This window comes from Pseudomonas sp. P4_D7, from assembly GCF_056401755.1.
This window is the reverse complement of sequence record NZ_JBFUIR010000003.1, coordinates 48,003-74,600: the sequence shown is the minus strand read 5'-3', so window position 1 is coordinate 74,600 and position 26,598 is coordinate 48,003. Positions and strand designations below refer to the sequence as shown.

General features: G+C 59.7%; 28 protein-coding genes and 1 pseudogene. 14 read left to right on the top strand and 15 right to left on the bottom strand.

Annotated features, from left to right (window positions below):
• Window positions 1-99: 99 nt before the first annotated feature.
• Both AC1DVF_RS03485 and AC1DVF_RS03480 read right to left on the bottom strand, forming a co-directional pair.
• Window positions 100-522, bottom strand: a complete 423-nt coding sequence (locus tag AC1DVF_RS03485; RefSeq protein ID WP_414926442.1) for an HD domain-containing protein — start codon at window positions 520-522, stop codon at window positions 100-102.
• Window positions 523-537: 15 nt separating this feature from the next.
• The gene (locus AC1DVF_RS03480) at window positions 538-927 is read right to left on the bottom strand and encodes a hypothetical protein (protein ID WP_477782011.1); all 390 of its coding nucleotides are present in this window, start codon (window positions 925-927) and stop codon (window positions 538-540) included.
• A 165-nt stretch (window positions 928-1,092) separates the two neighbouring features.
• On the opposite strand from AC1DVF_RS03480, the gene AC1DVF_RS03475 reads away from it, so the two are divergent.
• Window positions 1,093-1,524, top strand: a complete 432-nt coding sequence (locus AC1DVF_RS03475) for a hypothetical protein (protein WP_477782010.1) — start codon at window positions 1,093-1,095, stop codon at window positions 1,522-1,524.
• A gap of 60 nt (window positions 1,525-1,584) precedes the next feature.
• Here AC1DVF_RS03475 and AC1DVF_RS03470 read toward each other — a convergent pair whose 3' ends face one another.
• The 3 genes from AC1DVF_RS03470 to AC1DVF_RS03460 form a co-directional block, all read right to left on the bottom strand.
• Window positions 1,585-1,884 (bottom strand): hypothetical protein, encoded by a 300-nt coding sequence (locus AC1DVF_RS03470; protein WP_093440779.1) that lies wholly within the window; start codon window positions 1,882-1,884, stop codon window positions 1,585-1,587.
• Window positions 1,885-2,083: 199 nt separating this feature from the next.
• Window positions 2,084-2,419 carry a hypothetical protein gene (locus tag AC1DVF_RS03465; RefSeq protein ID WP_093440784.1) on the bottom strand — a complete coding sequence of 112 codons (336 nt, stop codon included), beginning with the start codon at window positions 2,417-2,419 and terminating at the stop codon, window positions 2,084-2,086.
• Window positions 2,420-2,498: 79 nt separating this feature from the next.
• Window positions 2,499-2,924 carry a hypothetical protein gene (locus AC1DVF_RS03460; RefSeq protein WP_007919295.1) on the bottom strand — a complete coding sequence of 142 codons (426 nt, stop codon included), beginning with the start codon at window positions 2,922-2,924 and terminating at the stop codon, window positions 2,499-2,501.
• A gap of 172 nt (window positions 2,925-3,096) precedes the next feature.
• Here AC1DVF_RS03460 and AC1DVF_RS03455 point away from each other — a divergent pair.
• Window positions 3,097-3,189: pseudogene (locus AC1DVF_RS03455) on the top strand (fructose-bisphosphate aldolase); the annotation flags it as partial.
• 242 nt (window positions 3,190-3,431) lie between these two features.
• Here AC1DVF_RS03455 and AC1DVF_RS03450 read toward each other — a convergent pair.
• The 4 genes from AC1DVF_RS03450 to AC1DVF_RS03435 all read right to left on the bottom strand — a co-directional run bounded on the left by AC1DVF_RS03450 (window position 3,432) and on the right by AC1DVF_RS03435 (window position 8,863).
• Entirely contained in the window at window positions 3,432-3,980 is a 549-nt protein-coding gene (locus AC1DVF_RS03450) for a cupin domain-containing protein (protein WP_007950154.1), read from the bottom strand.
• A 414-nt stretch (window positions 3,981-4,394) separates the two neighbouring features.
• The gene (locus AC1DVF_RS03445; protein ID WP_257355433.1) at window positions 4,395-5,678 is read right to left on the bottom strand and encodes an NAD(P)/FAD-dependent oxidoreductase; all 1,284 of its coding nucleotides are present in this window, start codon (window positions 5,676-5,678) and stop codon (window positions 4,395-4,397) included.
• A 49-nt stretch (window positions 5,679-5,727) separates the two neighbouring features.
• Complete coding sequence (locus tag AC1DVF_RS03440; RefSeq protein WP_477782009.1) at window positions 5,728-7,218, bottom strand: aldehyde dehydrogenase; 1,491 nt, start codon at window positions 7,216-7,218, stop codon at window positions 5,728-5,730.
• A 268-nt stretch (window positions 7,219-7,486) separates the two neighbouring features.
• On the bottom strand, window positions 7,487-8,863 hold the full coding sequence (locus AC1DVF_RS03435) for a glutamine synthetase family protein (protein ID WP_093440801.1): 1,377 nt from the start codon (window positions 8,861-8,863) through the stop codon (window positions 7,487-7,489).
• A 282-nt stretch (window positions 8,864-9,145) separates the two neighbouring features.
• Here AC1DVF_RS03435 and AC1DVF_RS03430 point away from each other — a divergent pair, with 282 nt between their 5' ends.
• The 5 genes from AC1DVF_RS03430 to AC1DVF_RS03410 all read left to right on the top strand — a co-directional run bounded on the left by AC1DVF_RS03430 (window position 9,146) and on the right by AC1DVF_RS03410 (window position 14,395).
• Window positions 9,146-9,907: a gamma-glutamyl-gamma-aminobutyrate hydrolase family protein gene (locus tag AC1DVF_RS03430; RefSeq protein ID WP_477782008.1), complete on the top strand. Its 762-nt coding sequence runs from the start codon at window positions 9,146-9,148 to the stop codon at window positions 9,905-9,907.
• 366 nt (window positions 9,908-10,273) lie between these two features.
• Window positions 10,274-11,416 carry an ABC transporter ATP-binding protein gene (locus tag AC1DVF_RS03425; protein WP_077572275.1) on the top strand — a complete coding sequence of 381 codons (1,143 nt, stop codon included), beginning with the start codon at window positions 10,274-10,276 and terminating at the stop codon, window positions 11,414-11,416.
• A 29-nt stretch (window positions 11,417-11,445) separates the two neighbouring features.
• Window positions 11,446-12,327, top strand: coding sequence for an ABC transporter permease subunit (locus tag AC1DVF_RS03420; RefSeq protein ID WP_477782111.1), 882 nt, complete (start codon window positions 11,446-11,448; stop codon window positions 12,325-12,327).
• Window positions 12,324-13,199, top strand: coding sequence for an ABC transporter permease subunit (locus tag AC1DVF_RS03415; protein WP_477782007.1), 876 nt, complete (start codon window positions 12,324-12,326; stop codon window positions 13,197-13,199). Before AC1DVF_RS03420 ends, AC1DVF_RS03415 begins: the two co-directional genes overlap by 4 nt.
• A gap of 98 nt (window positions 13,200-13,297) precedes the next feature.
• Window positions 13,298-14,395: a polyamine ABC transporter substrate-binding protein gene (locus tag AC1DVF_RS03410; RefSeq protein WP_034155530.1), complete on the top strand. Its 1,098-nt coding sequence runs from the start codon at window positions 13,298-13,300 to the stop codon at window positions 14,393-14,395.
• 240 nt (window positions 14,396-14,635) lie between these two features.
• Here the strand turns inward: AC1DVF_RS03410 and thpR are convergent, their stop codons facing one another.
• Window positions 14,636-15,157: an RNA 2',3'-cyclic phosphodiesterase gene (gene thpR, locus AC1DVF_RS03405; protein ID WP_477782006.1), complete on the bottom strand. Its 522-nt coding sequence runs from the start codon at window positions 15,155-15,157 to the stop codon at window positions 14,636-14,638.
• 107 nt (window positions 15,158-15,264) lie between these two features.
• On the opposite strand from thpR, the gene AC1DVF_RS03400 reads away from it, so the two are divergent.
• Entirely contained in the window at window positions 15,265-15,456 is a 192-nt protein-coding gene (locus tag AC1DVF_RS03400) for a hypothetical protein (protein ID WP_116254946.1), read from the top strand.
• Between the two features lie 116 nt (window positions 15,457-15,572).
• On the opposite strand, the gene AC1DVF_RS03395 is transcribed toward AC1DVF_RS03400, so the two are convergent.
• Both AC1DVF_RS03395 and AC1DVF_RS03390 read right to left on the bottom strand, forming a co-directional pair.
• Entirely contained in the window at window positions 15,573-15,926 is a 354-nt protein-coding gene (locus AC1DVF_RS03395; protein WP_093440829.1) for a DUF1428 domain-containing protein, read from the bottom strand.
• 2 nt (window positions 15,927-15,928) lie between these two features.
• Window positions 15,929-17,011 carry a hypothetical protein gene (locus AC1DVF_RS03390; RefSeq protein WP_477782005.1) on the bottom strand — a complete coding sequence of 361 codons (1,083 nt, stop codon included), beginning with the start codon at window positions 17,009-17,011 and terminating at the stop codon, window positions 15,929-15,931.
• A gap of 301 nt (window positions 17,012-17,312) precedes the next feature.
• On the opposite strand from AC1DVF_RS03390, the gene AC1DVF_RS03385 reads away from it, so the two are divergent.
• The gene (locus AC1DVF_RS03385; protein WP_477782004.1) at window positions 17,313-17,588 is read left to right on the top strand and encodes a hypothetical protein; all 276 of its coding nucleotides are present in this window, start codon (window positions 17,313-17,315) and stop codon (window positions 17,586-17,588) included.
• 56 nt (window positions 17,589-17,644) lie between these two features.
• Here AC1DVF_RS03385 and AC1DVF_RS03380 read toward each other — a convergent pair whose 3' ends face one another.
• Window positions 17,645-17,848, bottom strand: a complete 204-nt coding sequence (locus tag AC1DVF_RS03380; RefSeq protein WP_477782003.1) for a hypothetical protein — start codon at window positions 17,846-17,848, stop codon at window positions 17,645-17,647.
• A 243-nt stretch (window positions 17,849-18,091) separates the two neighbouring features.
• On the opposite strand from AC1DVF_RS03380, the gene AC1DVF_RS03375 reads away from it, so the two are divergent.
• From AC1DVF_RS03375 to paoC, 4 genes are all read left to right on the top strand, one after another.
• Entirely contained in the window at window positions 18,092-19,846 is a 1,755-nt protein-coding gene (locus AC1DVF_RS03375; RefSeq protein ID WP_257355441.1) for an L-lactate permease, read from the top strand.
• A gap of 290 nt (window positions 19,847-20,136) precedes the next feature.
• On the top strand, window positions 20,137-20,760 hold the full coding sequence (gene paoA / locus AC1DVF_RS03370) for an aldehyde dehydrogenase iron-sulfur subunit PaoA (protein ID WP_093440843.1): 624 nt from the start codon (window positions 20,137-20,139) through the stop codon (window positions 20,758-20,760).
• Window positions 20,757-21,713 carry an FAD binding domain-containing protein gene (locus tag AC1DVF_RS03365; RefSeq protein WP_477782002.1) on the top strand — a complete coding sequence of 319 codons (957 nt, stop codon included), beginning with the start codon at window positions 20,757-20,759 and terminating at the stop codon, window positions 21,711-21,713. The genes paoA and AC1DVF_RS03365 overlap by 4 nt, the downstream gene beginning before the upstream one ends.
• Window positions 21,710-23,908 carry an aldehyde oxidoreductase molybdenum-binding subunit PaoC gene (paoC, locus tag AC1DVF_RS03360; RefSeq protein ID WP_477782001.1) on the top strand — a complete coding sequence of 733 codons (2,199 nt, stop codon included), beginning with the start codon at window positions 21,710-21,712 and terminating at the stop codon, window positions 23,906-23,908. Before AC1DVF_RS03365 ends, paoC begins: the two co-directional genes overlap by 4 nt.
• A 249-nt stretch (window positions 23,909-24,157) precedes the next feature.
• Here the strand turns inward: paoC and AC1DVF_RS03355 are convergent, their stop codons facing one another.
• Complete coding sequence (locus AC1DVF_RS03355; RefSeq protein WP_460129179.1) at window positions 24,158-24,634, bottom strand: (R)-mandelonitrile lyase; 477 nt, start codon at window positions 24,632-24,634, stop codon at window positions 24,158-24,160.
• Between the two features lie 97 nt (window positions 24,635-24,731).
• Between AC1DVF_RS03355 and AC1DVF_RS03350 the strand changes: the two genes are divergently transcribed.
• Complete coding sequence (locus tag AC1DVF_RS03350) at window positions 24,732-25,625, top strand: LysR family transcriptional regulator (protein ID WP_460091317.1); 894 nt, start codon at window positions 24,732-24,734, stop codon at window positions 25,623-25,625.
• A gap of 19 nt (window positions 25,626-25,644) precedes the next feature.
• Here AC1DVF_RS03350 and AC1DVF_RS03345 read toward each other — a convergent pair whose 3' ends face one another.
• Window positions 25,645-26,592 carry an aldo/keto reductase gene (locus AC1DVF_RS03345; protein ID WP_177413081.1) on the bottom strand — a complete coding sequence of 316 codons (948 nt, stop codon included), beginning with the start codon at window positions 26,590-26,592 and terminating at the stop codon, window positions 25,645-25,647.
• Between the last annotated feature and the right edge of the window lie 6 nt (window positions 26,593-26,598).

The window sequence follows — 26,598 nt, the reverse complement described above, 5'->3', positions numbered from 1 at the left end:
GGAGCGAGCCTGCTCGCGAAAGCGTCGTGCCAGTTGCAGATATGTAACTGACCTGACGCCTTCGCGAGCAGGCTCGCTCCCACAAGGATGTCCTTTCTATTACATATGCAGCCGTGCAATCGCCCGGCGGTATTTTTCGATCCGTTCGAGATCTTCCCAACTCGGCGAGGCAATTCGCGACAGGTCGCTGTTCTCTTCCAGATCCGCCAGCTTCACCACCCGACCGATCGGGTTCTGTGCGGCGCGATCAACAAAGTCTTCATAGGACTCGCCCGGCAGTTTGGTCACCGACTCAATCGCCGTCAGCACCTCTTCGCAGAAACCTTCCTTGCGCAAGTCATCGAGGCTGATGCCGCAATCCTCAACCACGTCATGCAGCACGGCGACGATGCGTTCTTCCAGCGTGCTCATGCGCAACATGACTTTCAGCGGATGCAAAATGTACGGCGAACCGCCCTTGTCGACCTGCCCGGCGTGGGCCGTGGCGGCGATGGCGATAGCGCGTTCCAGGGTCTGGGTCATGGGAGTCTCCGTGGATTAGACGCCGTAGCGGCCGCCGACGTGGATGTTGCGTTTGAGCCAAGCGCCAATGGCCTTCAAGCGACCGACAGGCTTCGCCGGCTCGGCGTGACGCTTGAGAATCATCGACACCAATGTCACTTGATCCGCACTAGGATGCGCGTCGATCAACTCAGCGACCCAGGCACAATCAGACTTCTTCAAGTGCTCACGCCACTCACCGGGCCAGGCTTCCAGCTCATCCAGCGCCAACCAGCGCGCACCGCCCTGCCCACCATGCCCTCCGGCCGTCGACTGTTCGAAACACAAAGGCGTGGCCGGTCGGGACAGGTCGATGTTGAAAATGTAGACGTCGTGGGTTGAATGCTGCGACGTGGGGGCGTTATTGCGGCTGCCGATTTCGATCATGGGCAATGTTCCATTCCTTGGGCGCTAATGTTTCCGATTGTTTCGCAGTGTACGCGACAGGAGCAAATCAAAAACCCGATGGAACCTCCCTCCTCCGCACAATCTCGAAACTGTATCAGCGCCAAATCATCGATCAGACACGGCGCCTTCGAAGAGGAAACTCCGATGAACATTCGCTTCCTGCTTCTGATCGCCACCTTCGCCATCATCCCCACCTGCGTCATGGCAGAGGGCTGCGACGTCCAGACCCAATCCTCCAGCGCCTCAGTGCCGTCGGTCGAAAGCCACAGTTGTTATGAATACGAAGGCATGCCGGTAAACTCAATCGACTGGTCGTGCAGCAACGAAAGCAAAGACATGCTCAGCAGCACCAAGAACAAAGTGGAACATTGCGCCGACCACTATCAGGCCTCGTGCATCGCCACGATCACCCAGGAATCCCTCGCCAACCCGCATTCCACCAGCAAGGACAAGAATGCCAAGGCATTGAACATCCCCGACAACGCACAAGTGACCACCTATTACTACGACGTAGAGCATTTGGCGCAGGCGCGGATTGATTGTGAGAATGGTGGCGGGCATTGGAAAACGAAGTAAGAGTCTGGCAGGCATTAAAAGCCCGGCTCAAGGCCGGGTTTTTCAAACGCACACCATTGACTAGCTGCCACCTCCGCTGCCGCCGTTGCCACCACCGCTGCTACTGCCTCCGCCCTGACCCGCGCCACTCGGCTTGGAACCAGCGGGCACTGGCCCATTGTCGGTTTTACCGCCATCCGCGCCTGGGGGCAGCGCATTGGCGTCCGGATCGGCATTCGTAGCGGGCGAAGCTGGCTCCCGCGTCTGGCTGCTGCCATCGTTCGCCGTCGGGGTGGACGTTTCGCCAGCCGCAATTGCATATAGCGAACTGCCGGAGATAAGCGCCGCGAGTGTAAACACCGCAATTTTATGGTTCAGCATGGTGCTTTTCCTTTGCTAGGTGAGTTACAGCATTGGAAGACCGGCTGGCGTGAAGGTGCGGTGTATCGGATGAATGGTCATGGTTTAGGCAAAAAAAACCGACGCCTGTTCAGGCATCGGTTTCCCCTATTGGTGACAGGTACCGGATATCAGCGCTTCATCGCTTCACACTGGCTGCGCAGAATCTTTCAATTGGCACTTATTCTTTGGGCGTACTGACCAAGCAGGCAGAGAAGTATTTGTTCTGGAATTCAGTGGTCGCGGCCGTTTGCTGCTCTGCGGTTTCGCGCCGTGGCTCTTCATATGCATCTTGAATGAGCCTCTGATACATCTTGGTGATCAACTTATTCTCATTTTTTTCCGATATATCCCAAAGCGTCGCCATGGGAGCACCATCCTGACGCGCCTGCATCACGACCATCGCGGCGTTTTCCAGGATCTTGCAGCCTTTCAGATATTCGGTTTTTGAGATGGCTTGTGCGGAAAAGCTGCAAGTAAGTAATGCAGCACATACAAAAAGACGATTACGTAGCACAGTGTTCTTCCTTGGAAAAATGGCCCGGGACTCTATCATTGATATCGTAATGCCATCAATTCGAACTGATCTGCAAGGTTCAACGTTTCAGGGCTTCGCAGCGGGTGCGCAGGTCATGGTTGTCGATATTCCCGCAACTGCTGCCGCCGGTCGTGGCGTTGCAATAGGCTCGTTGATCATGGTCATCGATGTTGCCGCAGGAACTGTTGCCCTGCTCCGCATTGCACCGCGCACGCAAGTCGTGATTATCAATATTGCCGCAACTGCTGCCGCTCTTCTTCGCGTTGCAGTAGGCGCGCTGATCATGGTCATCGATGTTGCCGCAGGAGCTGCCTCCCAACTCGGCGTTGCACGAGGCGCGCAAATCGTGATTATCGATATTGCCGCAACTGCTGCCGCTCTCCCTCGCATTGCAATAGGCCCGCTGATCGTGGTCGTCGATGTTGCCGCAACTGGCGAACGTGTAACTGCTGAACATCAACAACATGGCGAGTAATAGTCTCATCACACACTTCCTTGGGTTGCCAGGAAACAGCCTGGCACTGGTTGATCCTGTTCAATGAGCGTCGCGACACGCCATCAAATTGACATCGTTTTTTAGGAAAGTTCAAATTGAGGTGTGTGCGGATTTGAGTTCTGAAAAAGGCGCAGGAAAACGCGCCGTGTGGTGAGGGGATTCGTCCGTCGAGAGCATCGCCAGGATCCTGGTGCAGGATGTGAGTGATGTGTTTCGGATGATTGAGCAGCGGGGGTTTGAGCCCGCCTCTTAAAAAGAACAGGTAAGGAAAGCGCGGGCATTCCTACTCCACGCATTAGCGAAGTGATGCAGGCAAACCTAAAAAGAAATAATCCGCACTGGTGACAGATCACTTTATAAATAGATCTGTCACCTTTTCGTTTTTTCCTGGAAAAAACTGATTCTTCGGAAACGGCATGATTAAAAAATCTTGCATAGCCGTCTTCTATTCTAAATGACACCTGATGAGGGCAGCCTTATGGCTGCCCTCATTAATTAGAAATTCGCTGGCGTATTCGCACTAATAATCTCAGCCTCATCCGCCCCGATATTCCGAAACTTATGCGGTAGCGTCGTCGGAAAATAATACCCATCCCCCGCATTCAACACACTCACCGACCCATCCACAGTCAACTCGACCGTGCCACGCGTCACCAACCCGCACTCCTCTCCTTCAGCATGCACAATCGGCTCTTCCCCGGAACTCGCGCCCGGTGCGTATTGCTCACGCAGCAAGCGCATTTGGCGGCTGGGCACGGAGGCGCCGATCAGCAGCAGTCGCAAGCCATGGCGGCCGAGGTCGGGTTGTTCGTTGGCGCGGAAGACGTATTGGTGTTCGCGCGGGGGTTGGTCGAAGGTGAAGAAGTCGGCCAGGGACATCGGTATGCCTTCGAGCAGCTTTTTCAGTGAGCTGACGGAGGGGCTGACGCGATTCTGTTCGATCAGGGAGATGGTGGCATTGGTCACGCCGCTACGCCGGGCCAGCTCACGCTGGGAGAGTTTGTAGCTTTCGCGTACTAGTTTGAGTCGAGAACCCGTATCCATGACTGCCTTATGTAAGAACGACTTAAGGGCGATGGGGGTGGGTGGCGGGTGACGCGCCGAGGGCGCGGATCACGTTGCTCCCTTGTCCCGGAACCGTGAAAGGCGGCTATTAAATCACGTTTGCCGGTGTTGCTCAGCAGGTTCGATGGACGGTGCGGCAAAAGTCCTTCTGGCCTTGGTAATACGGACCTGTAGGAGTGAGCCTGCTCGCGATTGGGCGGCACATTCACCATTATTTTTGACTGGATAACCGCCTTCGCGAGCAAGCTCGCTCCCACAGGGTTTGTGGTGTTTCTGTGGGAGGGAGGGTGGCTGGGCTGGCCTCATCGCGAGCAGGCTCACTCCTACATTTTGATATTTGGTGTGTCAGGTAAAAAACCGGCGGGGTCTTGGGGCCGCCGCCGGGGAGGCAACTTAGATGCCGAAACGGTCGCGCAGTGAGTAGTAGACGGCGCCGAGGGCGGTCAGTGGCGCGGAGAAGGTGCGGCCGCCGAGCATTGGCATGTGCGGCAGCGATGCGAAAGCATCGAAACGTTCGGCGTCGCCGCGGATCATTTCCGAGATCAGTTTGCCGGCCAGGTGCGAGCAGGTAACGCCGTGGCCGCTGTAGCCTTGCATGTAGTAGGCGTTTTTCTCGATGCGGCCGAATTGCGGCATGCGTGACATGGTCAGCAGGAAGTTGCCGGTCCAGCGGTAGTCGATTTTCACGTCTTTGAGCTGCGGGAAGGTCTTGAGGATCTTCGGGCGGATCAGTTGTTCGATGTCGTCCGGTTCACGTGCGCCGTAGACCACGCCGCCGCCGTACAGCAGACGGTTGTCGGCGGTGAGGCGGTAGTAATCCAGCAGATAGTTACAGTCTTCGACGCAGTAGTTGTTGGTGATCAGGCTGCGCGCCTGTTTTTCGGTCAACGGCTCGGTGACGACGATCTGCGAGCCGCACGGCATGCTTTTCGCGGTTACGCGATTATCCAGACCTTGCGGCAGGTAGGCGTTGCCGGCGATCAGCAGGTACTTGGCGCGGACCTGGCCTTTGGCGGTGCGCACGATGTTGGGTTCGCCGTATTTGATTTCCACGGCAGCCGACTGCTCGTAGATTTTGCCGCCCAGACGCGTGATCGCCGCGGCTTCACCGAGGGCCAGGTTCAGCGGGTGAACGTGGCCGCCCTGCATGTCGAGCAGACCACCAACGTAAGCATCGGAGCCAACTTCACGACGGATATCCGCTGCGTCGAGCATCTTCAGATTGCGGTTGCCATAACGCTCCCAGCCGCGCTTCTGCTCAGCCAGACCGTTGAGTTGTTTCTTGTTCATCGCTGCGAAGATACCGCCCGGGCGGTAGTCGCATTTGATGTCGTATTCCTTGATGCGCGAACGGATGATGTCGGCGCCTTCGAAGATCATGCTGCCGAGAATTTCTGCAGTCTTTTCGCCGTAACGCTCTTCGATCACGTCGACGTCGCGGCTGTAGGAGTTGACCAGTTGGCCGCCGTTGCGACCACTGGCGCCGTAGCCGACTTTCGCCGCTTCCAGCACGGTCACTTTGTAGCCGGCTTCGGTGAGGAACAGCGCCGAGGACAGGCCGGTGTAGCCGGCGCCGATAATGCAGACATCGCACTCGACCGACTCTTCCAGAACCGGAAAGTCGATGACTTCGTTGCGAGTGGCGGCGTAGTAGCTGTTTACGTGTTGCTGTTTCATACGTTTCTCCGAGGGTCGCCAATAGAAGGCGACCACCGCTGTAATAGAGTCAGAGCTTGATCCAGGTCGCTTTCAGCTCGGTGTACTTGTCGAACGCGTGCAGCGATTTATCGCGACCGTTGCCCGACTGCTTGAAACCACCGAACGGTGCGGTCATGTCGCCACCGTCGTACTGGTTGACCCAGACGCTGCCGGCACGCAGGCCACGGGCGAAGGTGTGCGCCTTGCTCAGGTTGCTGGTCCACACGCCGGCGGCGAGGCCGAAGATGCTGTCGTTGGCGATCTGCAGCGCTTCTTCGGCGGTGTCGAAGGTGATCAGCGACAGCACCGGGCCGAAGATTTCTTCCTGGGCGATGGTCATCGCGTTGGTCACGCCGTCGAACAGCGCCGGTTGCACGTACAGGCCGCCGGTTTCTTCGAGGGTGCGTTGGCCGCCGGCGATCAGTTCGGCGCCCTGCTCGCGACCGATGCTGATGTAGCGCAGCACGTTATCGAGTTGACGCTGATCGACCACGGCGCCGACGGTGGTCGCCGGATCCAGTGAATGACCGGGTTTCCACGCTTGCAGCGCTTCCACCAACAGCGGAATGAATTGCTCGCGAATCGAGCGCTCGACCAGCAGACGCGAACCGGCGGTGCACACTTCGCCCTGGTTGAAGGCAATGGCGCCGGCCGCTGCTTGTGCTGCCGCGCGCAAGTCCGGGGCGTCGGCAAACACCACGTTCGGGCTCTTGCCCCCGGCTTCGAGCCAGACGCGTTTCATGTTGCTTTGCCCGGCATAAATCATCAGTTGCTTGGCAATCGCCGTGGAGCCAGTGAAGGCCAGCACGTCGACGTCCATGTGCAACGCCAACGCCTTGCCGACGGTGTGGCCGAAGCCTGGCAAGACGTTGAACACGCCTTTCGGAATGCCGGCATCCAGCGCGAGCTGGGCGATGCGGATCGCGGTCAGTGGCGACTTTTCCGAAGGTTTGAGAATGAACGAGTTGCCTGCTGCCAGCGCTGGAGCGAATTTCCAGCTGGCCATGATCAACGGGAAGTTCCACGGCACGATGGCCGCAACCACGCCGGAGGGTTCACGGGTGACCAGACCGAGTTGATCGTGCGGGGTGGCAGCAACTTCGTCGTAGATCTTGTCGATGGCTTCGGCACTCCAGCGGATCGCGTTGGCGGTCGCCGGGATGTCGATGTTCATCGAATCGCTGATCGGTTTACCCATGTCGAGGGTTTCCAGCAGCGCCAGTTCTTCCTGGTTCTGCAGGATCAGATCGGCGAAGCGAATCAGAATGCGCTTGCGCTCGGCCGGGGCCTTTTTCGCCCACACGCCGGACTCAAAAGACTGGCGCGCAACTTCAACGGCGAGGTTGGCGTCGGCTTCATCGGTGCTGGCCACGGAGGCGAGGAAACGGCCGTCGACGGGGCTCAGGCATTCGAAGGTGTCGCCACTGATGGCCGGGCGGTATTCACCGTTGATGAACGCGCGGGCTTCGATGGTCATGGACTGGAAGCGTTGTTCCCAGTCGTTGCGGGTCGTTGTCATTGTTGTGGCTCGACAAGGGGGGATTGGGGGTGTCGGGTTGCTGTGTCTGGGTTGAGATGGCTGCCCTCACCCTAGCCCTCTCCCGGGGGTAGAGGGGACCGACCGAAGTGTCTTGGGATCTGCACCGACCTGAACGACCGAGTCGAATATGGATTCGGCAAAAATCGTTCAGGTCAGCGGATTGCCCGAGCATCCCCGGATCAGTCCCCTCTCCCTCCGGGAGAGGGTTAGGGTGAGGGGCTCTTCAGCTTTTGAGGGCCTCAGCCAATCACACCGTATGCAGATACCAGTTGTACTCAAGGTCAGAAATCGAGTTCTCAAACTCGGCCAGCTCACTTTCCTTGCACGCAACAAACACGTCGATGTACATCGGGTCGATGTAGCGGGCCATGACTTCGCTGTCGTCCAGCTCGCGCAGTGCGTCGCGCAGGTTGTTCGGCAGGCTCTGTTCGTTCTGCTCGTAGCTGTTGCCTTCCACCGGGGCGCCCGGCTCGATCTGATTGGTCAGACCGTGGTGAACACCGGCCAGCACCGACGCCATCAGCAAGTACGGGTTGGCATCGGCACCGGCGACGCGATGCTCGATACGCACAGCGTCGGCCGAACCGGTTGGCACACGGACCGCAACGGTGCGGTTGTCGATGCCCCAGCTCGGCGAGTTCGGTACGTAGAACTGCGCGCCAAAACGGCGGTACGAGTTGACGTTCGGGCAGAGGAACGCCATTTGCGCAGGCAGGGTCTCCAGCACACCGCCGATCGCGTGACGCAGTGCGGCGTTCTGCTCGGGATCCTCGCTGGCAAAGATGTTGTTGCCCTCTTTGTCCAGGATCGAAATGTGCACGTGCAGACCGTTGCCCGCCTGGCCCGGATACGGCTTGGCCATGAAGGTGGTGTCCATCTCATGGTCGTAGGCGATGTTCTTCACCAGACGCTTGAGCAGGACGGCGTAGTCGCACGCCTTGATCGGGTCGGAGACGTGATGCAGGTTGACTTCGAACTGCGCCGGGGCGCTTTCCTTGACGATCGCGTCAGCCGGGATGCCCTGCTCTTTCGCGCCTTCGAGGATGTCTTGCAGGCAATCGACGTATTCGTCAAGGTCGTCGATCAGGTACACCTGAGTCGACACCGGGCGCTTGCCGGACACCGGCGAACGTGGCGATTGCGGACGACCGTTCACGTTGTCCTGGTCGATCAGATAGAACTCGAGTTCGAATGCCGCGCAGATGGTCAGGCCGAGGTCGTCGAATTTGCGCACGACGTTGGCCAGCACTTCACGCGGGTCAGCGAAGAACGGCTGGCCTTCGATCTCGTGCATGGTCATGAGTAGTTGTGCAGTTGGGCGCTTCTGCCACGGCTCGATGCTCAGGGTGCCGGGGATCGGGTAGCAGATGCGGTCAGCGTCGCCGATGTCCAGACCCAGACCGGTGCTTTCCACCGTGGAGCCATTGATGTCGAGCGCGAAAAGCGAGGCCGGCAGGTTGATACCTTTCTCGTAAACCTTATGAAGACTGGTGCGTTCGATGCGCTTGCCGCGCACCACACCGTTCATATCCGCAATCAGAAGGTCGACGTACAAAACCTCAGGATATTTCTTAAGGAATGCGTTTGCTTCGTTGAGTTGAACGGTACGCAGAGGGACCGACATGATGCACCTATTTAGCTGTTAATTATTATGTTCACTGCTGTTTCGCCGAGCCAGTCAACCCGAACGGCAAAGTGAAGTCAATAGCGAACAGATGGCCGCTCAGGGTTTATTTTTCGGGCTTTTTTTAACACTTGCGTGCCAATGCAGGGGTCGCAGCCCCGGAAATCATGAATATATGATGAACGGCGTTTAGAATTTTTTACATGGCAGTTGTTAATTAAAATCAACGAGGCTAAGCTCCGAAAAAGCTCGTTCAAGTGTCAAACTTCGAGGTGAATAAAAATGGCATTCAAGCCATTGATCGGCGTTACTGCGTGCGTCAAACAGATTGGCCTGCACCCCTATCACATCAGCGGCGACAAGTACGTACGTGCTGTCAGCGTTGGCGCTAACGGGCTGCCAGTGGTCATTCCTTCCCTTGGCAAGCTGACTGAAATCGAAGACCTACTCGGTCAACTCGACGGTCTGCTGCTGACCGGCTCGCCCTCGAACGTGGAACCTTTCCACTATCAAGGCCCGGCCAGCGCTCCCGGCACGGATCACGATCCGGCGCGGGATGCCACCACCCTTCCTTTATTGCGTGCAGCCATCGCGGCGGGCGTTCCGGTGCTCGGCATTTGCCGGGGTTTCCAGGAAATGAACGTGGCGTTCGGCGGCAACCTGCATCAGAAGGTGCATGAGCTACCGGGCATGCTCGATCACCGTGAAGCCGACAGCCCTGACGTGGCCGTGCAATACGCACCGGCTCACGCGGTGACGGTATTGAGCGGCGGCGTGTTCGAGGCACTGGGGTTGCCGAGTGAGTTCCAGGTCAATTCGATTCACAGCCAGGGCATCGATCGTCTCGCGCCCGGCCTGCGTGCCGAGGCCGTGGCGCCGGACGGTTTGATCGAGGCGATCTCGGTCGAGCACAGCCCGACCTTCGCCCTCGGCGTGCAATGGCACCCGGAATGGCAAGTACTGGACAACCCGAACTACCTGAAGATTTTCCAGGCCTTCGGCGCGGCTTGCCGGCAACGGGCGACGCGGCGCAACCAGCGCTGACTCAACCCAAGAATCCGTAACGATTTACTGCCCCCACGGACGTCGGGTGTGCCTTTGTGCATCCGTCATTCGTGAACAACAACACCCGTAATAACAACAAGTACGACCCAGGCAGCCAGGACGGCGGCGCCGACCAAGCCGGACGGCGGGAGCAAGACCTTCAGATCAATGCAATACCCTGTGGGAGCGAGCTTGCTCGCGAAAGCGGTGTGTCAGGCAACAACGACGTCGACTGACACGACGTTTTCGCGAGCAAGCTCGCTCCCACAGGGGGATGTGATCCGACCGGGAATGCACCTGCAGGCTTGCAATCCACTTAAGCCCGGCCACATTGGCCAGGCGAACGAAACCTGTTGGGAGTTTCACATGGCAAACGCCTCCAGCACTTACAGGAAGGCACTTGAAGGTCATCAGCAACCGAAAAAGGTGCTGGTGAAAGTCGATCGTGTCACCAAGAAGTTCGACGAAACCGTGGCAGTGGACGATGTGTCCCTGGAGATCCATCAGGGCGAAATCTTCGCCCTGCTCGGCGGCTCCGGTTCGGGCAAATCGACCCTGCTGCGCATGCTCGCCGGTTTCGAGCGGCCGACCGAAGGGCGGATTCTGCTCGACGGCGTGGACATCACCGACATGCCGCCGTACGAGCGGCCGATCAACATGATGTTCCAGTCCTACGCGCTGTTCCCACACATGACCGTCGCGCAGAACATCGCCTTCGGCCTCAAGCAGGACCGTTTGCCGGCCAGTGAAATCGACGCCCGTGTCGATGAAATGCTGCGTCTGGTGCACATGACCCAATACGCCAAACGCCGTCCGCACCAGTTGTCCGGCGGTCAGCGTCAGCGCGTCGCCCTCGCCCGCTCGCTGGCCAAGCGTCCGAAGCTGTTGCTGCTCGACGAGCCGATGGGCGCGCTGGATAAAAAGCTGCGTTCGCAGATGCAACTGGAACTGGTGCAGATCATCGAACGCGTCGGCGTAACCTGCGTGATGGTGACTCACGACCAGGAAGAGGCCATGACCATGGCCGAGCGCATCGCGATCATGCACCTCGGCTGGATCGCCCAGATCGGCAGTCCGGTCGACATTTATGAAGCACCGGTCAGCCGCATGGTCTGCGAGTTCATCGGCAACGTGAACGCCTTCGACGGCACCGTGGTGGAAGACCTTGAAGGTCATGCGATCATTCACAGCCCGGACTTGCAGCAGAAGATCTACGTCGGTCACGGCGTCAGCACTTCGGTGCAGGACAAGTCGGTCACCTACGCGATCCGTCCGGAAAAAATGCTCGTCAGCACCACTAAACCGGAATTCCGCTACAACTGGTCCGAAGGCAAGGTACATGACATCGCCTACCTCGGCGGTCACTCGGTGTTCTACGTCGAATTGCCCGGCGGAAAAATCGTCCAGTCGTTCATGGCCAACGCCGAACGCCGTGGCGCGCGTCCGACCTGGGACGACAAGGTTTACGTCTGGTGGGAAGACGACAGCGGCGTGGTACTGCGCTCATGAGAACCTTCAATCAGCAATTCCTGCGCCTGGTGCCCAGCGGGCGAAAACTGGTGATCGGCATTCCGTTCATCTGGCTGTTCCTGTTCTTCATGCTGCCGTTCTTTCTGGTGATGAAGATCAGTTTCTCGGAAGCCGCGTTGTCGATCCCGCCGTACTCGGAGATCTACACCTACGCCGAACAGAAATTCCAGCTGATGCTCAACATCGGCAACTACACCATGCTCGGCGAAGACGAGCTGTACCTGTCGGCCTACCTCGGTTCGCTGAAGGTGGCGGCACTGAGCACGATGATTTGCCTGCTGATCGGTTTCCCGATGGCCTACGCGATCACCAAGACCGGCAAGGAAACGCAAAACGTCCTGCTGCTGTTGATCATGATGCCGACCTGGACCGCGATCCTGATCCGCGTTTATGCGTGGATGGGCATCCTCAGCAACAACGGTCTGCTCAACGCGTTTTTGATGTGGACGGGGTTGACCGATCACCCGATCGAGATCCTCAACACCAACACGGCTGTGTATATCGGCGTGGTTTACGCCTACCTGCCGTTCATGGTGTTGCCGCTGTACGCCAACCTCGTCAAGCACGATGGCAGCCTGCTGGAAGCCGCGCAGGATCTGGGTTCGAGCAACTTCAACAACTTCTGGAAAATCACCGTGCCGCTGGCCAAGAACGGGATTATTGCCGGCTGCATGCTGGTGTTCATTCCGGTGGTCGGTGAGTTCGTGATTCCGGAACTGTTGGGTGGCCCGGAGACCCTGATGATCGGTCGCGTGCTGTGGCAAGAGTTCTTCAATAACCGCGACTGGCCGGTGGCGTCTGCCTTGGCGGTGGTGATGCTGTTGATCCTGATTGTGCCGATTCTGCTGTTCAACCGCAGCCAGGCCAAAGAGATGGAGGCACGGGGATGAAACGCTTCGGTTTTTCCAAGTTCATGTTGATCTTCGGCCTGATGTTCATTTATCTGCCGATGCTGATTCTGGTGATCTACTCGTTCAACGCATCCAAACTGGTGACAGTCTGGGGCGGCTGGTCGGTGAAGTGGTACGTCGGTTTGCTCGACAACACGCAACTGATGGGCTCGGTGGTGCGCTCGCTGGAAATCGCCTGCTACACGGCGATTGCTGCCGTGGCGCTGGGCACCCTCGCCGCTTTCGTGCTGACCCGCGTCACGCGCTTCAAGGGTCGCACGCTGTTCGGTGGTCTGGTCACCGCGCCGTTGGTGATGCCTGAAGTGATCACCGGTCTGTCGCTGTTGCTGCTGTTCGTGGCCATGGCGCAGTTGATCGGCTGGCCACAGGAGCGTGGCATCGTCACGATCTGGATCGCCCACACCACGTTTTGTGCCGCTTATGTCGCGGTGGTAGTCTCCGCCCGCCTCCGCGAGCTGGATCTGTCGATCGAAGAAGCGGCGATGGATCTCGGCGCGAAACCGTTCAAGGTGTTTTTCCTGATCACCATTCCAATGATCGCGCCGTCGCTGGCGGCGGGCGGCATGATGTCGTTCGCCTTGTCGCTGGATGACTTGGTGTTGGCGAGCTTCGTTTCCGGGCCGGGTTCGACGACCCTGCCGATGGAAGTGTTCTCGGCGGTACGTCTGGGCRTCAAGCCTGAGATCAACGCCGTGGCCAGCCTGATTCTGCTGGCGGTGTCGCTGGTGACCTTCCTGGTCTGGTACTTCGGCCGCAAGGCAGAAGCCAATCGCAAACGAGCGATTCAGGAAGCGATGGATCAGACCGCAAACGAGTCGTGGCAGCCTCAGCAATCCGCAGCAACCGCTTAACCTGTAGTCAGCCCCTCGGTCAGTCCCCTCTCCCCCTGGGAGAGGGTTAGGGTGAGGGGGCTTTGCGTAACGTGAATAAAAAGAATGGAGTTGTACCGATGAAAATGTTTGGCAGGACTCTGCTGACACTGTCCTTAATGGGCGCGATGGTCATGGGCGCCCAGGCCAACGACAAGGTGCTGCGTGTTTACAACTGGTCCGATTACATCGCGCCGGATACGGTCAAGAAGTTCGAAGACGAGACCGGTATCCGCGTGACCTACGACGTCTTCGACAGCAACGAAACCCTTGAGGCGCGTTTGTTGGCGGGCAAATCCGGCTACGACCTGGTCGTGCCGTCGAACAGTTTCCTGGCCAAGCAGATCAAGGCCGGCGTCTATCAGACGCTGGACAAATCCAAGCTGCCGAACTGGAAGAATCTCAACCCGGTGCTGCTGAAAAACGCCGCCGCCAGTGATCCGGACAACGCCCACGCGTTCCCGTACATGTGGGGCTCGATCGGCATCGGCTTCAACCCGGCCAAGGTCAAGGAAGTGCTCGGCGCCAACGCCCCGACCAATTCCTGGGACCTGCTGTTCAAACCGGAAAACGCTGAAAAACTCAAAGCCTGTGGCATCAGTTTTCTCGATTCGCCGACTGAAATGATCCCGGCCGCCCTGCACTACCTGGGCTACCCGGTGAACGACAAGGACACCGCGCACATCAAGGAAGCCGAGGCGCTGTTCATGAAGATCCGCCCGAACGTGGCGTACTTCCACTCCTCGAAATACATCTCGGATCTGGCCAACGGCAACATCTGCGTCGCGGTCGGGTACTCCGGTGATGTGCTGCAGGCCAAGGCCCGCGCGGTGGAATCGGGCAACAACGTGGTGATCGACTACAGCATTCCCAAAGAAGGCGCCGGCAGCTTCTACGACATGGTCGCGATCCCGCGCGATGCGGCGAACGTCGAGAACGCCTACCTGTTCATGGACTTTCTGATGCGTCCGGACATCATTGCCGAGATCACCAACAGCAACGGCTACAGCAACGCCAATGCGGCGGCGACGCCATTGGTGGATGAAGCGATCCGCAACGACCCGGGTTCGTACCCGTCGCAAGCGGTGATGGCGACGTTGTATGCGGTGCCGGATCAGCCGATTGCCACACAGCGAATCATGACCCGTGGCTGGACCCGGGTGAAACTCGGTAAGTAAGCCAGCGAAAATCAAAATGTGGGAGCGAGCTTGCTCGCGAAAGCGGTAGGACAGGCGCTGAAAATGTTGGATGTTCCGACGCCTTCGCGAGCAGGCTCGCTCCCACAGTAAAGCGATGCAGTGTAAAGATTTCCCGTTCACGCAGCGCCTTACCACCGCTGCACCCTGCAATGAACGGCCTCACCTGGCTTCCTCGGTCAAGGTGAATTTCAGGCGCCCTCGGGCGCCTTTTTTTGTGCCTCAGATCAGCGACCAGTCCTGCAGGATCCGGTAGCGCCCTTTGTGCGATTCGAACAAGGCAAAACGTTCAGCGCGCAGGAAAAACTCTGGCGGCGTAGCAGATTCCGGCTCTGCCGCACGGTAGTCTCGGGCCAGGGTCAGGTGCGGCCGAAACTCGCGGGGCGTCTCTTCAAAACCGAACGGCAACATCGCCTGTTCCAGCGCGTAGACCAGGCGCAGCAACGCCGGCGGTGCCTGCTCGGGCGCGAGCGACAACACCCCGGGGCGATGCCAGACCTGCAGTCGATCAAGCGGAATTCTCAAGGCCTCTCCCGGCGTACGCACTTGTCCGGCGGCCTCACAGACTTCGTTGATCTGCGCCAAGGGCACGGCGCCGATAAACAGCAGCGTCAGGTGAAAATTGTCCGCAGGCACCGGCTTACCGGTGCGTAAACCCAACTCCCCGCGCCACTGAGCAATTGCCTTGCGTTGCACCGCCGGGCAATCGAGGGCGAAAAACAGTCGCTTCGCTTCTTCGGTCATGGCCCTGCTCCCCTGTTCAAAGTGATCCGCCGGATTCTACACAGCCTGATCTGACGACTCGTGACAGGAAGCTATAGTTCAAGGATTGCCATCAACCGGAGGCCGCCATGCGCGCGATCCTCAGCAAAGAACCGTGGTGGGCCCGGCCACCGCATCCCGGTCAGGATGAGAAGGAACTGGAATGGGGCTGGCTGGTGCATTACAGCGAAGGTGAGCCGCGCTTCGAATTCGTCCGCGAACGCCCGACGGACGAGCAGATCCGCAACCGTAAAAGCTGTCGCATCACCCCCTCGGAGTGAACACAATACCTGTAGGAGTGAGCCTGCTCGCGATGGCGTTCGCACATTCAATGCTTCATTGACAGACCCACCGCGATCGCGAGCAGGCTCACTCCTACAAAAGATTTACGCTGGTTTCAGGGTTCGAGGATATTTTTAAAGCCACCAAAGATCATCCGCTGGCCATCAAACCCCATCGGGTTGACGTCCGGTTGCATGCGCGGATCTTCCATCATTTTGCCCATGCCAGCGTCGCGAGTGGCCTTGTCGGGCCAGATCAGCCAGCCGGATGAAACCGTCTCGCCTTCCTTGAGTTTGACCGCCATCGGAAATGACGTGACCTTGCCCTCCGGCACGTCATCGCCCCAGCACTGCATCACATCCTGTGCACCGTATTCCTTGAACAGCTTCGCGGCGATTTCACAGTGTTTTTTGTACTGCTCACGATTGGCGGTTGGCACCGGCGCTACAAAAATATCGATGTAAGCCATGATCACTCTCCTTGCACGTTGGGTTCGATCTGCTGGTTAGTCGATTGCGGCGGCTGCCATTCGACAGGATTCACGCCCAAGCCGACCGACGGTTCATCACCCCCACCCAGATTGCGCTCGACCTGCCCGGCCACGTGCAACGTGCCGGCCATAACCCCGGTCGTCGGGTTCTGCACCAGTTTCAGCCAGGCCTTGTCAAAGGTGCTGCCCAGACTGCTGCGAATCAGCGCTTCGCTGTCGGGCCGGTCATTGGCCTGGAGGATGGCGCGAATGCCGGCGACACCGACCGAGATCAGCCCTCCAGCCAGTTTCCCCGCCGCGGCCGCTACAGCACTGGCGGCCCCGCGCGGGGCCATTTCCGCTTCCATCCGCTGACTGGCGCGCTTGGCCACCGGGGCCATGCCAGCATCGGTCGAGGCAATGCCCTTGGCGCCGCCGTCAGTGTGGATCTTGTCGATCAACGCGGCATAGGCCGGCAAGGTGTTCAACGGTTCCGTGCTGATCACTTGAAACAACGAAGCATCCCGCGCTGGCGGCGGGCCCAGTGCAATGGCGGGGATTTTCTGCAAACGCCCGTTGAGCTGAGCGACAGGTACACCATGACGCTGGGCGATGAGCGGCATCTGCTGCGCCATCAACTGCGCATAGAACGCCGTCGCCTGCCCCAGAATTGCATCCGGATCGATCTCCACCGCCACCGGCGCCAGCACTCTTTCCTGATATTGCTCAAGCAGATAGGCCGCCAGCCGCTTGGCCGAGGGGTCCTGCTCACCGCCGGCATTGATCGTGTACCAACTGACCTTCATCGACAGCCATTCCTGGGTCCAGTAGCTGCTGAACCACGGAATGAAATTTTCTTCAGTTTGCTGATAGACCCGAGTGCGCCAATGTTCCATCGAGCCACGGGCAAAGACTTTGACTTGCTCGGTGGACTGCTGCGAAGCGCTGACAATTTCCCGGTCGATCTGCTGCCAGGTGGCCGGCGAGACAAACACGACTTGCGGCGCTGACACCGGCGCCCGCGCCGAAGTGGCGCAGCCGGCCAGCAACAACAGTGCGGCGACGAGCAGCGCACGCGAGTTCACGGTTGAGGTTTCCTTTCAATAAGGAGGAGTCAGATTTGAGTATAGGTGTGGGCGTCGGACCATTTGTCCGCTATCGCGAAAACACTGCAGATCCCCTGTGGGAGCGAGCTTGCTCGCGAATGCGGTGTATCAGACACATATGAATCGACTGGCTCGACGCCTTCGCGAGCAAGCTCGCTCCCACAGTGGTCTGCGACAACCATCACTGCCATCGATATTCACCATCGCCACGATTGCCTTCCGCCCGCCGCCCGTCAAAGGCACGATTAAGCCATCCGAAACACAACGAGGAGTTCACAACATGATTCACACCCACGTCACACTCTCCGTGAGTTTCCCGGTGTTCGGCAGCAACTATTACGACCAGCACGCCGTGTCGCACAAGGCGCAGGCACTGGTGTTCAACGAAGATTTCGAAGATCTGCTGATGCCCGCCGCCACCAATCATTTCAACAATGAAGTGGTCGGCATCAACGATCAGTTCCGTTTTCTGAGCGACATTCTCGCCATCCATTTGCTGGACATCGAGGCCTCCGTGCCTGCGCGATCCAGCGTCCGGGCGAGCGCTCACTTTTAATTGAGGGCTAATGACAGAGGGCGTTCCTTTTTGGGGAACGCCCTCTTTTTGTTCAATCAATCATCATCCCGATCACGGTAGTAACGACGCCCATCGCGGCGATCATCGCGATCATCCCAGCGCCGGTCKTGGTCGTAATTGCGGCCATGATCGCGGTCGTAATGCCGGCCATGGCGGTGGTCATCATCAAAATCCGCGACACAGCCGCCGAGCAATACGGCGGCGGTCACGGTCAGCAGCATCGTTGTTGCGCGCTTCATTCAACACTTCCCTAAAACCAAGGTCTTGACGACGGAATCGGCGACGCTGCCCGCGCCTTCAGGACGCGGTGCGCGCAGCCGCAGATACGACCGGGCAAAACGCCGTTGATTCACTGGCCACTATCGACCGTTTGTCGCCCCGCCCGCGCTGCCCGAGCAGCGGCGAAATGCCACCTATACTCCTTGCAACCAAGCCCCACGCAATGGATCTGCGCCCTCAATAACAACAAGCAGAGGTGGACCATGGTCTGGCAGCAAATTTACGACCCGTTCGGCAACCCGGTGATCTCCACGCTCATGGCCGCCGTACCGGTGGTGGTGATGCTTGCGGCGCTGGCGTTCTTCCACGTCAAGGCGCATCTCGCGGCGCTGCTGGCGCTGGCGTCCGCCCTGCTGATTTCGATTTTTGCCTTCGGCATGCCGGCGAGCATGGCCGGTTCTGCGGCGTTGTTCGGTGCGGCGAATGGCTTGCTGCCAATCGGCTGGATCGTCCTCAACATCATCTTTCTGCACCGTCTGACCACCGAGAACGGCTCGTTCAAAGTGCTGCAGGATTCCCTTGCGCGGATCACCGATGACCGCCGTTTGCAGTTGCTGCTGATCGCCTTCTGCTTCGGTGCATTTTTCGAAGGCGCGGCGGGGTTCGGCACGCCGGTGGCGGTGACCGGGGCGATCCTGATCGGGCTGGGGTTTTCGCCGTTGGCCGCGTCGGGTCTGGCGCTGATCGCCAACACCGCGCCGGTGGCATTCGGCGCACTCGGTACGCCGATCATCACGCTGGCCAAAGTCACCGGCCTGGATGAAATGGAGCTGTCGATGATGGTCGGTCGGCAGTTGCCGTTTTTCTCGGTGCTGGTGCCGTTCTGGTTGATCTGGGCCTTCGCCGGGTGGCGCAAGATGCTGGAGATCTGGCCGGCGATTCTGGTGGCCGGCGTCAGCTTCGCGATCCCGCAATTTCTGGTGTCGAACTACCACGGCCCAATGTTGGTGGACGTGATCGCCGCGCTGATTTCCATGGCCTGTCTGACGCTGTTTTTGAAGGTGTGGAAACCGGCGACCATTCACACCTCGGCAGCGCTGTCAGGGCGCGTCGACAACTCCAAAGTCGAGGAAGAAAAAGTCACTGCCAGCGCCGCGTTCAGCGATCAGGCGCGCCCGGCGGTGATGCGCGCGTGGATGCCGTGGATCATCCTCACCGTGTTCGTGTTTGCCTGGGGCACTCAGGGCTTCAAGAATATGTTCGACACCCGCCCCGCCATTGATCCGGTAACCCACTCGGCCAAGCTCGACCCGCAGGGCAAGCCGCTGCGCGAGGCCAACCCGGTCTTCGCCCCAGCCGTGACTTTTACCACTTTGCACCTGCAAATCGAAAAAGTGCCGCCGGTGGTCGCGGCACCGAAAGCGGAAGAAGCGGTGTACAAATTCACCTGGTTCACCGCCACCGGCAGCGGGATTCTGCTGGCGGCGATTGTCGGTGGTTTGCTGATGGGCTATTCGATCCCGCAACTGATCAAGCAATACCTGCGCACGTTGTGGGTGGTGCGGTTTTCGTTGATCACCATTGCGGCGATGCTGGCGCTCGGGTTTCTCACGCGCTACTCGGGACTCGACGCGACCATGGGCCTGGCGTTTGCCGCGACGGGGATTTTCTATCCGATGTTCGGCACGTTGCTCGGTTGGCTGGGCGTCGCGCTGACCGGTTCCGATACCGCATCGAACGTACTGTTTGGCGGCTTGCAGCGGGTGACGTCGGAACAGCTCGGGATCAGTCCGATCCTGATGGCGGCGGCGAACAGCTCCGGCGGGGTGATGGGCAAAATGGTCGATGCGCAATCGATCGTGGTCGCCTCCACCGCGACCCGCTGGTACGGGCATGAAGGCGAGATTCTGCGCTATGTGTTCTTCCACTCGATTGTGTTGGCAATTCTTGTCGGCGGACTGGTGACGTTGCAGGCGTATGTGGCGCCGTTTACGCATATGGTGGTTGGCTCGCATTAGCCAGGTAGACCCCATTCCCCTGTGGGAGCGAGCTTGCTCGCGAAGGCGTCCGTTCAGTCGATGAAGAGGTTGAATGTGCCGGCCTCTTCGCGAGCAAGCTCGCTCCCACAGGGATTTGTGCCAAGTCAGGCGATTGATGAACCACACGCATAACTCTATAGCGCAAATCCGCAAAAACCTTTTCCTCTCTTCGGCAGTCACTCCTTTACGAGACCGGCGATGACGCTGGCTGCCCGCTTGGGCCATCCACGACCCTGCTGCCCTGATGAAGAGAGAAAAGGAATCGAACCATGACGATTTCCCGACGCGGATTTCTGATCCTCGGCGCCGTGACCGCCACCGCGTTCGCGATGCCGCCGTTTATCAGCCTCAAGGCCTACGCGGCCAATCTGGAGCAACCGGCTATGAGCAAAGTGACGATCAACGTCAACGGCAAGCCGCGTGCGCTTGACGTCGACACCCGTACCACCCTGCTCGATGCCTTGCGCGAGCACTTGCACCTGAGCGGCACCAAAAAAGGCTGCGACCACGGCCAGTGCGGGGCATGCACGGTGATCGCCGATGGTCGACGCATCAACTCTTGCCTGACCCTGGCGGTGATGCACGAAGGCAGCGAGATCACCACCATCGAAGGCCTCGGCATGCCCGACAATCTGCACCCGATGCAGGCCGCATTCATCAAGCACGACGGCTATCAGTGCGGCTATTGCACACCGGGGCAGATCTGCTCGGCGGTGTCAGTGATCAAGGAAATCCGCGACGGCATCCCCAGCCACGTCAGTGAGAGCCTCACCGAGGCGCCGCAGTTGATCGCCAGAGAGTTTCAGGAACGCATGAGCGGCAATATCTGCCGCTGCGGTGCGTACTCGAACATCATCGAAGCCATCACCGAAGTCGCGGAGGTACCGGCATGAGACCGTTCAATTACAGCCGCGCCGACTCCCCCGCCGCTGCCGCTGCGCAAGCCGCACAGGTCGAGGGCGCACGCTTCATCGCTGGCGGCACCAACCTGCTGGATTTGATGAAGCTCGACATCGAAACCCCGCTGCACCTGATCGACGTCAACCACCTCGGCCTGGATCAGATCGAAGCCACGCCCGAGGGCGGCTTGCGCATCGGCGCGCTGGTGCGCAACACCGATCTGGCGGCCGATATGCGCGTGCGGCAAGACTACGCCCTGCTCTCGCGCGCCTTGCTCGCCGGGGCTTCCGGACAGTTGCGCAACATGGCGAGCACCGCCGGCAACCTGCTGCAACGCACGCGCTGCCCGTACTTCTACGACACCCATCAGGCCTGCAACAAACGCAATCCCGGTAGCGGTTGCGCGGCGATTGGCGGGGTCAGTCGGCAACTGGGCATCATCGGCGTCAGCGACGCGTGCATCGCCACGCACCCGAGTGACATGGCAATTGCCATGCGTGCCCTCGATGCGCAGATTGACACGGTGAAACCCGACGGCAGCACCCGCAGCATCGCCATGGCCGACTTTCACCAGTTGCCCGGTACCACGCCGAACATCGAAACCAGCCTGACGCCCGGCGAGTTCATCACCTCGGTGACACTGCCCGCGCCCGTCGGCGGCACCCACATTTATCACAAGGTGCGTGATCGTTCGTCCTACGCGTTTGCGCTGGTCTCGGTTGGTCTGATCCTGCAAAAGGACGGCAGTGGCCGCGTTGCCGTTGGCGGTATCGCGCCGAAACCGTGGCGGGTTGAAGCGGCCGAAGCGCTGCTGCCAAAAGGCGCCAAAGCCGTCAGCGAACGCCTGCTCGACGGCGCCACGCCGACCCACGACAACCAGTTCAAACTGACCCTGGTCGAGCGCACGCTCGGCTCGGTGTTGGCGCAAGCGAGGGATCAAGCATGAAATTCGACACGCCCGCCACCACCAACCCGATCGACCACTTGAAGGTCATCGGCCAACCCACCGAGCGCATCGAAGGCCCGTTGAAAACCAGCGGCCAGGCCACGTATGCCTACGAGCAACATGAAGCGGCCGCCAATCAGGCTTACGGTGTCATGGTCGATGCGGCCATCGCCAAAGGGCGGATCAAAGCCATTCATCTGGACGCGGCGAAAGCCGCGCCGGGCGTGCTGGCGATTGTCACTGCCGCGAATGCCGGCAAGCTCGACAAGGGTCAATACAACGCCGCCCACCTGCTCGCTGGTCCCGAAGTGCAGCATTATCAGCAGGCCGTCGCGCTGGTCGTCGCTGAGACCTTCGAACAGGCCCGCGCCGCCGCGCAACGGGTCAAGGTCGATTACGAAGCCGTCGAAGGCAAGTTCGATCTGGCCAGCGTGAAAGACTTGGGCGTCGAGCCGAAAGACGAGTTGCCCGACGTCAATCATGGTGACTTCGACAAGGCCTTTGCCGCCGCGCCGGTGCAGTTTGATCAGACTTACACCACTCCGGACCAGTCCCACGCGATGATGGAACCCCACGCGACATTGGCAGCGTGGAAAGGCGATCAACTGACCTTGTGGACCTCCAACCAGATGGTCGCGTGGAGTGTCGGCGACATTGCGAAAACCCTCGGCCTACCGAAGGAAAAAGTTCGTTTGGTCTCGCCGTATATCGGTGGCGGTTTCGGCGGCAAGCTGTTCATCCGCGCCGACGCGATTCTTGCCGCCCTCGGTGCGCGCATGGCTGGCCGACCGGTGAAGGTGGCCCTCGCCCGCCCGCAGATGGCCAACAACACCACGCACCGTCCGGCGACAATTCAGCGCATCCGCATGGGCGCCACGGCGGACGGCAAGCTCACCGCCATCGCTCACGAAGGCTGGTCGGGCAACCTCGCCGACGGCAAGGTCGAGCTCGCCGCACAACCGAGCCAGTTGCTGTACGCCGCCGAAAACCGTCGCGTGAGCATGCGCCTCGCGCCGCTCGATTTGCCCGAAGGCAACGCCATGCGTGCGCCGGGTGAAGCACCGGGGTTGATGGTGCTGGAAATCGCCATGGACGAGATGGCCGAGCAACTGAAGATGGACCCGGTGCAATTCCGCATTCTCAACGATACGCAGGTCGATCCGGTGAAGACCGAACGGCCGTTTTCCCAGCGGCAATTGATAAAGTGCCTGCAGACGGGCGCCGAGAAATTCGGCTGGAACCAGCGCAAGGCTCAACCGGGTAGCCGTCGAGAAGGTCGCTGGCTGATCGGCATGGGCGCGGCGGCGGCGTTTCGCAACAACCTGCTGGTCAAGTCCGGCGCCCGCGTGCATTTGGAGCGTGACGGCAAGATTGTTGTGGAAACCGACATGACCGATATCGGCACCGGCAGCTATACGATCATCGCGCAGACTGCCGCCGAGATGATGGGCGTAAGCCTCGACGCGGTGGTGGTGCGGCTGGGTGACTCGAACTTCCCCGTGTCGGCCGGCTCCGGCGGCCAGTTCGGCGGTAACTGCTCGACCTCCGGCGTCTATGCCGCGTGCGTAAAACTGCGTGAAGCGGTGGCGAGCAAACTGGGGCTGGCGGCGGACCAGGCCGAATTCATCGACGGTCAGGTGCGCGTCGGCAGCAAGAGCGTGCCATTGCGCAACGCGGCTGAAGGCGGCGCGCTGGTCGGCGAGGACAGCATCGAGTTCGGTGATCTGGCCGAGAAGTATCAGCAGTCGACCTTCGGGGCACATTTCGTCGAAGTCGCCGTCGACGCGGCCACCGGTGAAGTACGCGTGCGGCGCATGTTGGCGGTATGCGCGGCGGGACGGATTCTCAATCCGACTTCGGCACGCAGTCAGGTGATCGGCGCAATGACCATGGGCGTCGGTGCGGCGTTGATGGAAGAGTTGGCGGTGGACAAGAAACTTGGGTTTTTCGTCAACCATGATCTGGCCGGGTACGAGGTGCCGGTGCATGCCGACATACCGCACCAGGAGGTGATTTTTCTTGATGAGACTGATCCAGTGTCTTCGCCGATGAAGGCCAAGGGTGTCGGTGAGTTGGGGATTTGCGGGGTCAGTGCGGCGGTGGCGAATGCGATCTACAACGCCACCGGAGCGCGGGTGCGGGAGTATCCGATTACCCTCGATAAAATCCTTTCTTCACTGCCGGAGATGATCTAAACGCCTGAAAAGAGCCCCTCACCCTAGCCCTCTCCCAAAGGGAGAGGGGACCGATCCGGGGATATTCGGGAGCTGCGCCGACTTGAACGTCCTGTTGTGAATCCATAATTGACACAGCACTTTCAGATCGATGGATAGCGTTTTCCTGTAAATCCATAATCGACTCGGTCTCTCAGGTCGATGTATGACACAAGACACCTCGGTCGGCCCCCTCTCCCTCCGGGAGAGGGCTGGGGTGAGGGAMAAGCCTCACTCGGTTGACGGATACTGCTCATCACTCACCTGTTCCATCCACTCAACCACCTTGCCGTCCAGCACCTCAGCAATAGCAATATGAGTCATCGCCGTGCCAGGCGCCGCCCCGTGCCAATGCTTGGCCCCCGGTGCAATCCACACCGTATCCCCTGGACGAATCTGACGAACCGGCTGCCCCCACTCCTGCACAAAACCGGAACCGGCCGTGACGATCAAGGTCTGCCCCAACGGATGCGTATGCCAAGCGGTACGCGCGCCCGGCTCAAACGTCACTGTCGCGCCACTGATCCGCGCCGCGTCGGAGCCTTTGAACGGCGCATCCACCCGCACAGTGCCAGTGAACCAATCTGCCGGGCCCTTGGCCGAAGGTTGCGAACCATTCGGTGTGACAGTCACTCGTGGGATTTCATTGGCTTGCACCTCACCCGCCAACAGGGAAAGGGTCAACGCAGAAGCGGCGATCGGGTTCATGGCAATGTCTCCAAATAAACAGTGCCACTACTCTAACGGCACCAACTCTTCAGATAATCGACTAGAATTCGAAAAAACTTATGCAGGACCCTCATCAATGCTGCGTGAAAATGCCACCGACCTGCTCGCCTTCCTCGCCGTCGCCCGCGAGCGCAGTTTCACCAAAGCGGCGGCCAAACTCGGCGTTTCGCAATCGGCGCTCAGTCACACGATTCGCGCGCTTGAAGCGCGTTTAGGCCTGCGCTTGCTGACCCGCACGACTCGCAGCGTCTCGCCCACCGAAGCCGGCGAACACCTCCTGCAAACCATCGGCCCGCGCTTCGAAGAAATCGAACTGGAACTGGCGGCGCTGAGCAACCTGCGCGACACCCCGGCGGGGAAGATCCGCATCAGCGCCACCGATCACTCGCTGAACTGGTTGCTGCGCCCGGTGCTCAAGGATTTTCTGCCGCAGTACCCGGACATATCCATCGAGGTCTGCTGCGATTATGGTTTCGTCGACATCGCCGGCCAGGGTTTCGACGCTGGCGTGCGCCTGGGTGAAGACGTCGCGCAAGGCATGATCGCCACCCGCATCGGCCCCGACATGCGCATGGCGGTGGTCGGTTCACCCGCCTATTTCGCCAAACGGCCCCCGCCGCAAACACCCCGCGACCTGACCGACCACGCCTGCAACAACCTGCGCCTGCCGACCAATGGCGGGCTGTACAGTTGGGAATTCGAGAAGGATGGCGAAAGCCTGAAAGTGCGGGTCTCCGGGCAGATCACCCTGAACGGCGTCTACCCGTTGCTCGACGCTGCGCTGGACGGTTTTGGCCTGAGCTACATCCCGGAGAACATCGTCGCGCCGTATCTGGCCGACGGCCGTTTACTGCAAGTGCTGGACGAGTGGTGCCCGACGTTTGCCGGTTATCACCTCTACTACCCGAGCCGACGTCAGGCGGCGCCGGCGTTTGCATTGTTGCTGGAGGCGTTGCGCTATCGCGGTTAAGCGCCGTCTACGAGATCGATTATCCCGCTGCTAACGCAATCAACTGATGCCGTTGCGCATCGGTGAGCATCGGCCCGAACCCGGCCTTGGCGTTATCGGCCATATAGCGCGGATTGCCCGTGCCCGGGATCACGCAAGTCACCGCCGAATGCGAGAGCAGAAACTTCAACGCCAATTGTGCCCAGCTGTTGACCTGCACATCCGACACCCAGCCCGGCAACGGTTTGCCTTTGAGCCGCGCGAGCAGACCGCCGCCGCCGAACGGTCGATTACAGATCACCGCGACGCCGCGCTCGCGGCACAAAGGCAAAATACGTTTCTCCACGCCTCGGTCATCGAGGGCGTAATTGATTTGCAGAAAGTCCAGTTGTTCGGCCTTCAACACCGATTCGACTTCCTCATAGGCCGAGGGCGTGTAATGGGTGATGCCGATGTAACGGATGCGCCCCTGGGCTTTCCATTCACGCAGGGTCGGCAGGTGGGTTTGCCAGTCGAGCAGGTTGTGGATCTGCATCAGATCGATGCGCTCGGTGCGTAGCAGGCTGAACGACTGTTCCATCTGCGCGATGCCTTCCTTGCGCCCGCGCGTCCACACCTTGGTCGCCAGAAACGCTGGCGAACGCGGTTCGTGGATCGACAGCAGCTCACCGGCAGTCTGTTCGGCGCGGCCATACATCGGTGAACTGTCGATTAGCGTGCCGCCCTTTTTGAACAGCTCATCGAGCACCGCCGGCAATTGCCGATAGGCCGGGTCACCGGGCGCGACGTCAAAGCCGCGATAGGTGCCCAGGCCCACGATGGGCAGCGACTCGGCACTGGACGGGATGGCACGGGTCTGCATGGTTTGGCCTCCGGTGGTCGTGGACGTGGTGGTTGTGGCCAGCGCCCGATCAAAGGTGAAGACCGCCGAAACCCCGGCAGCCAGCGTGAGCAATCGGCGACGGGAGTAACCCTCAGTGTGGCTCATGCTGGT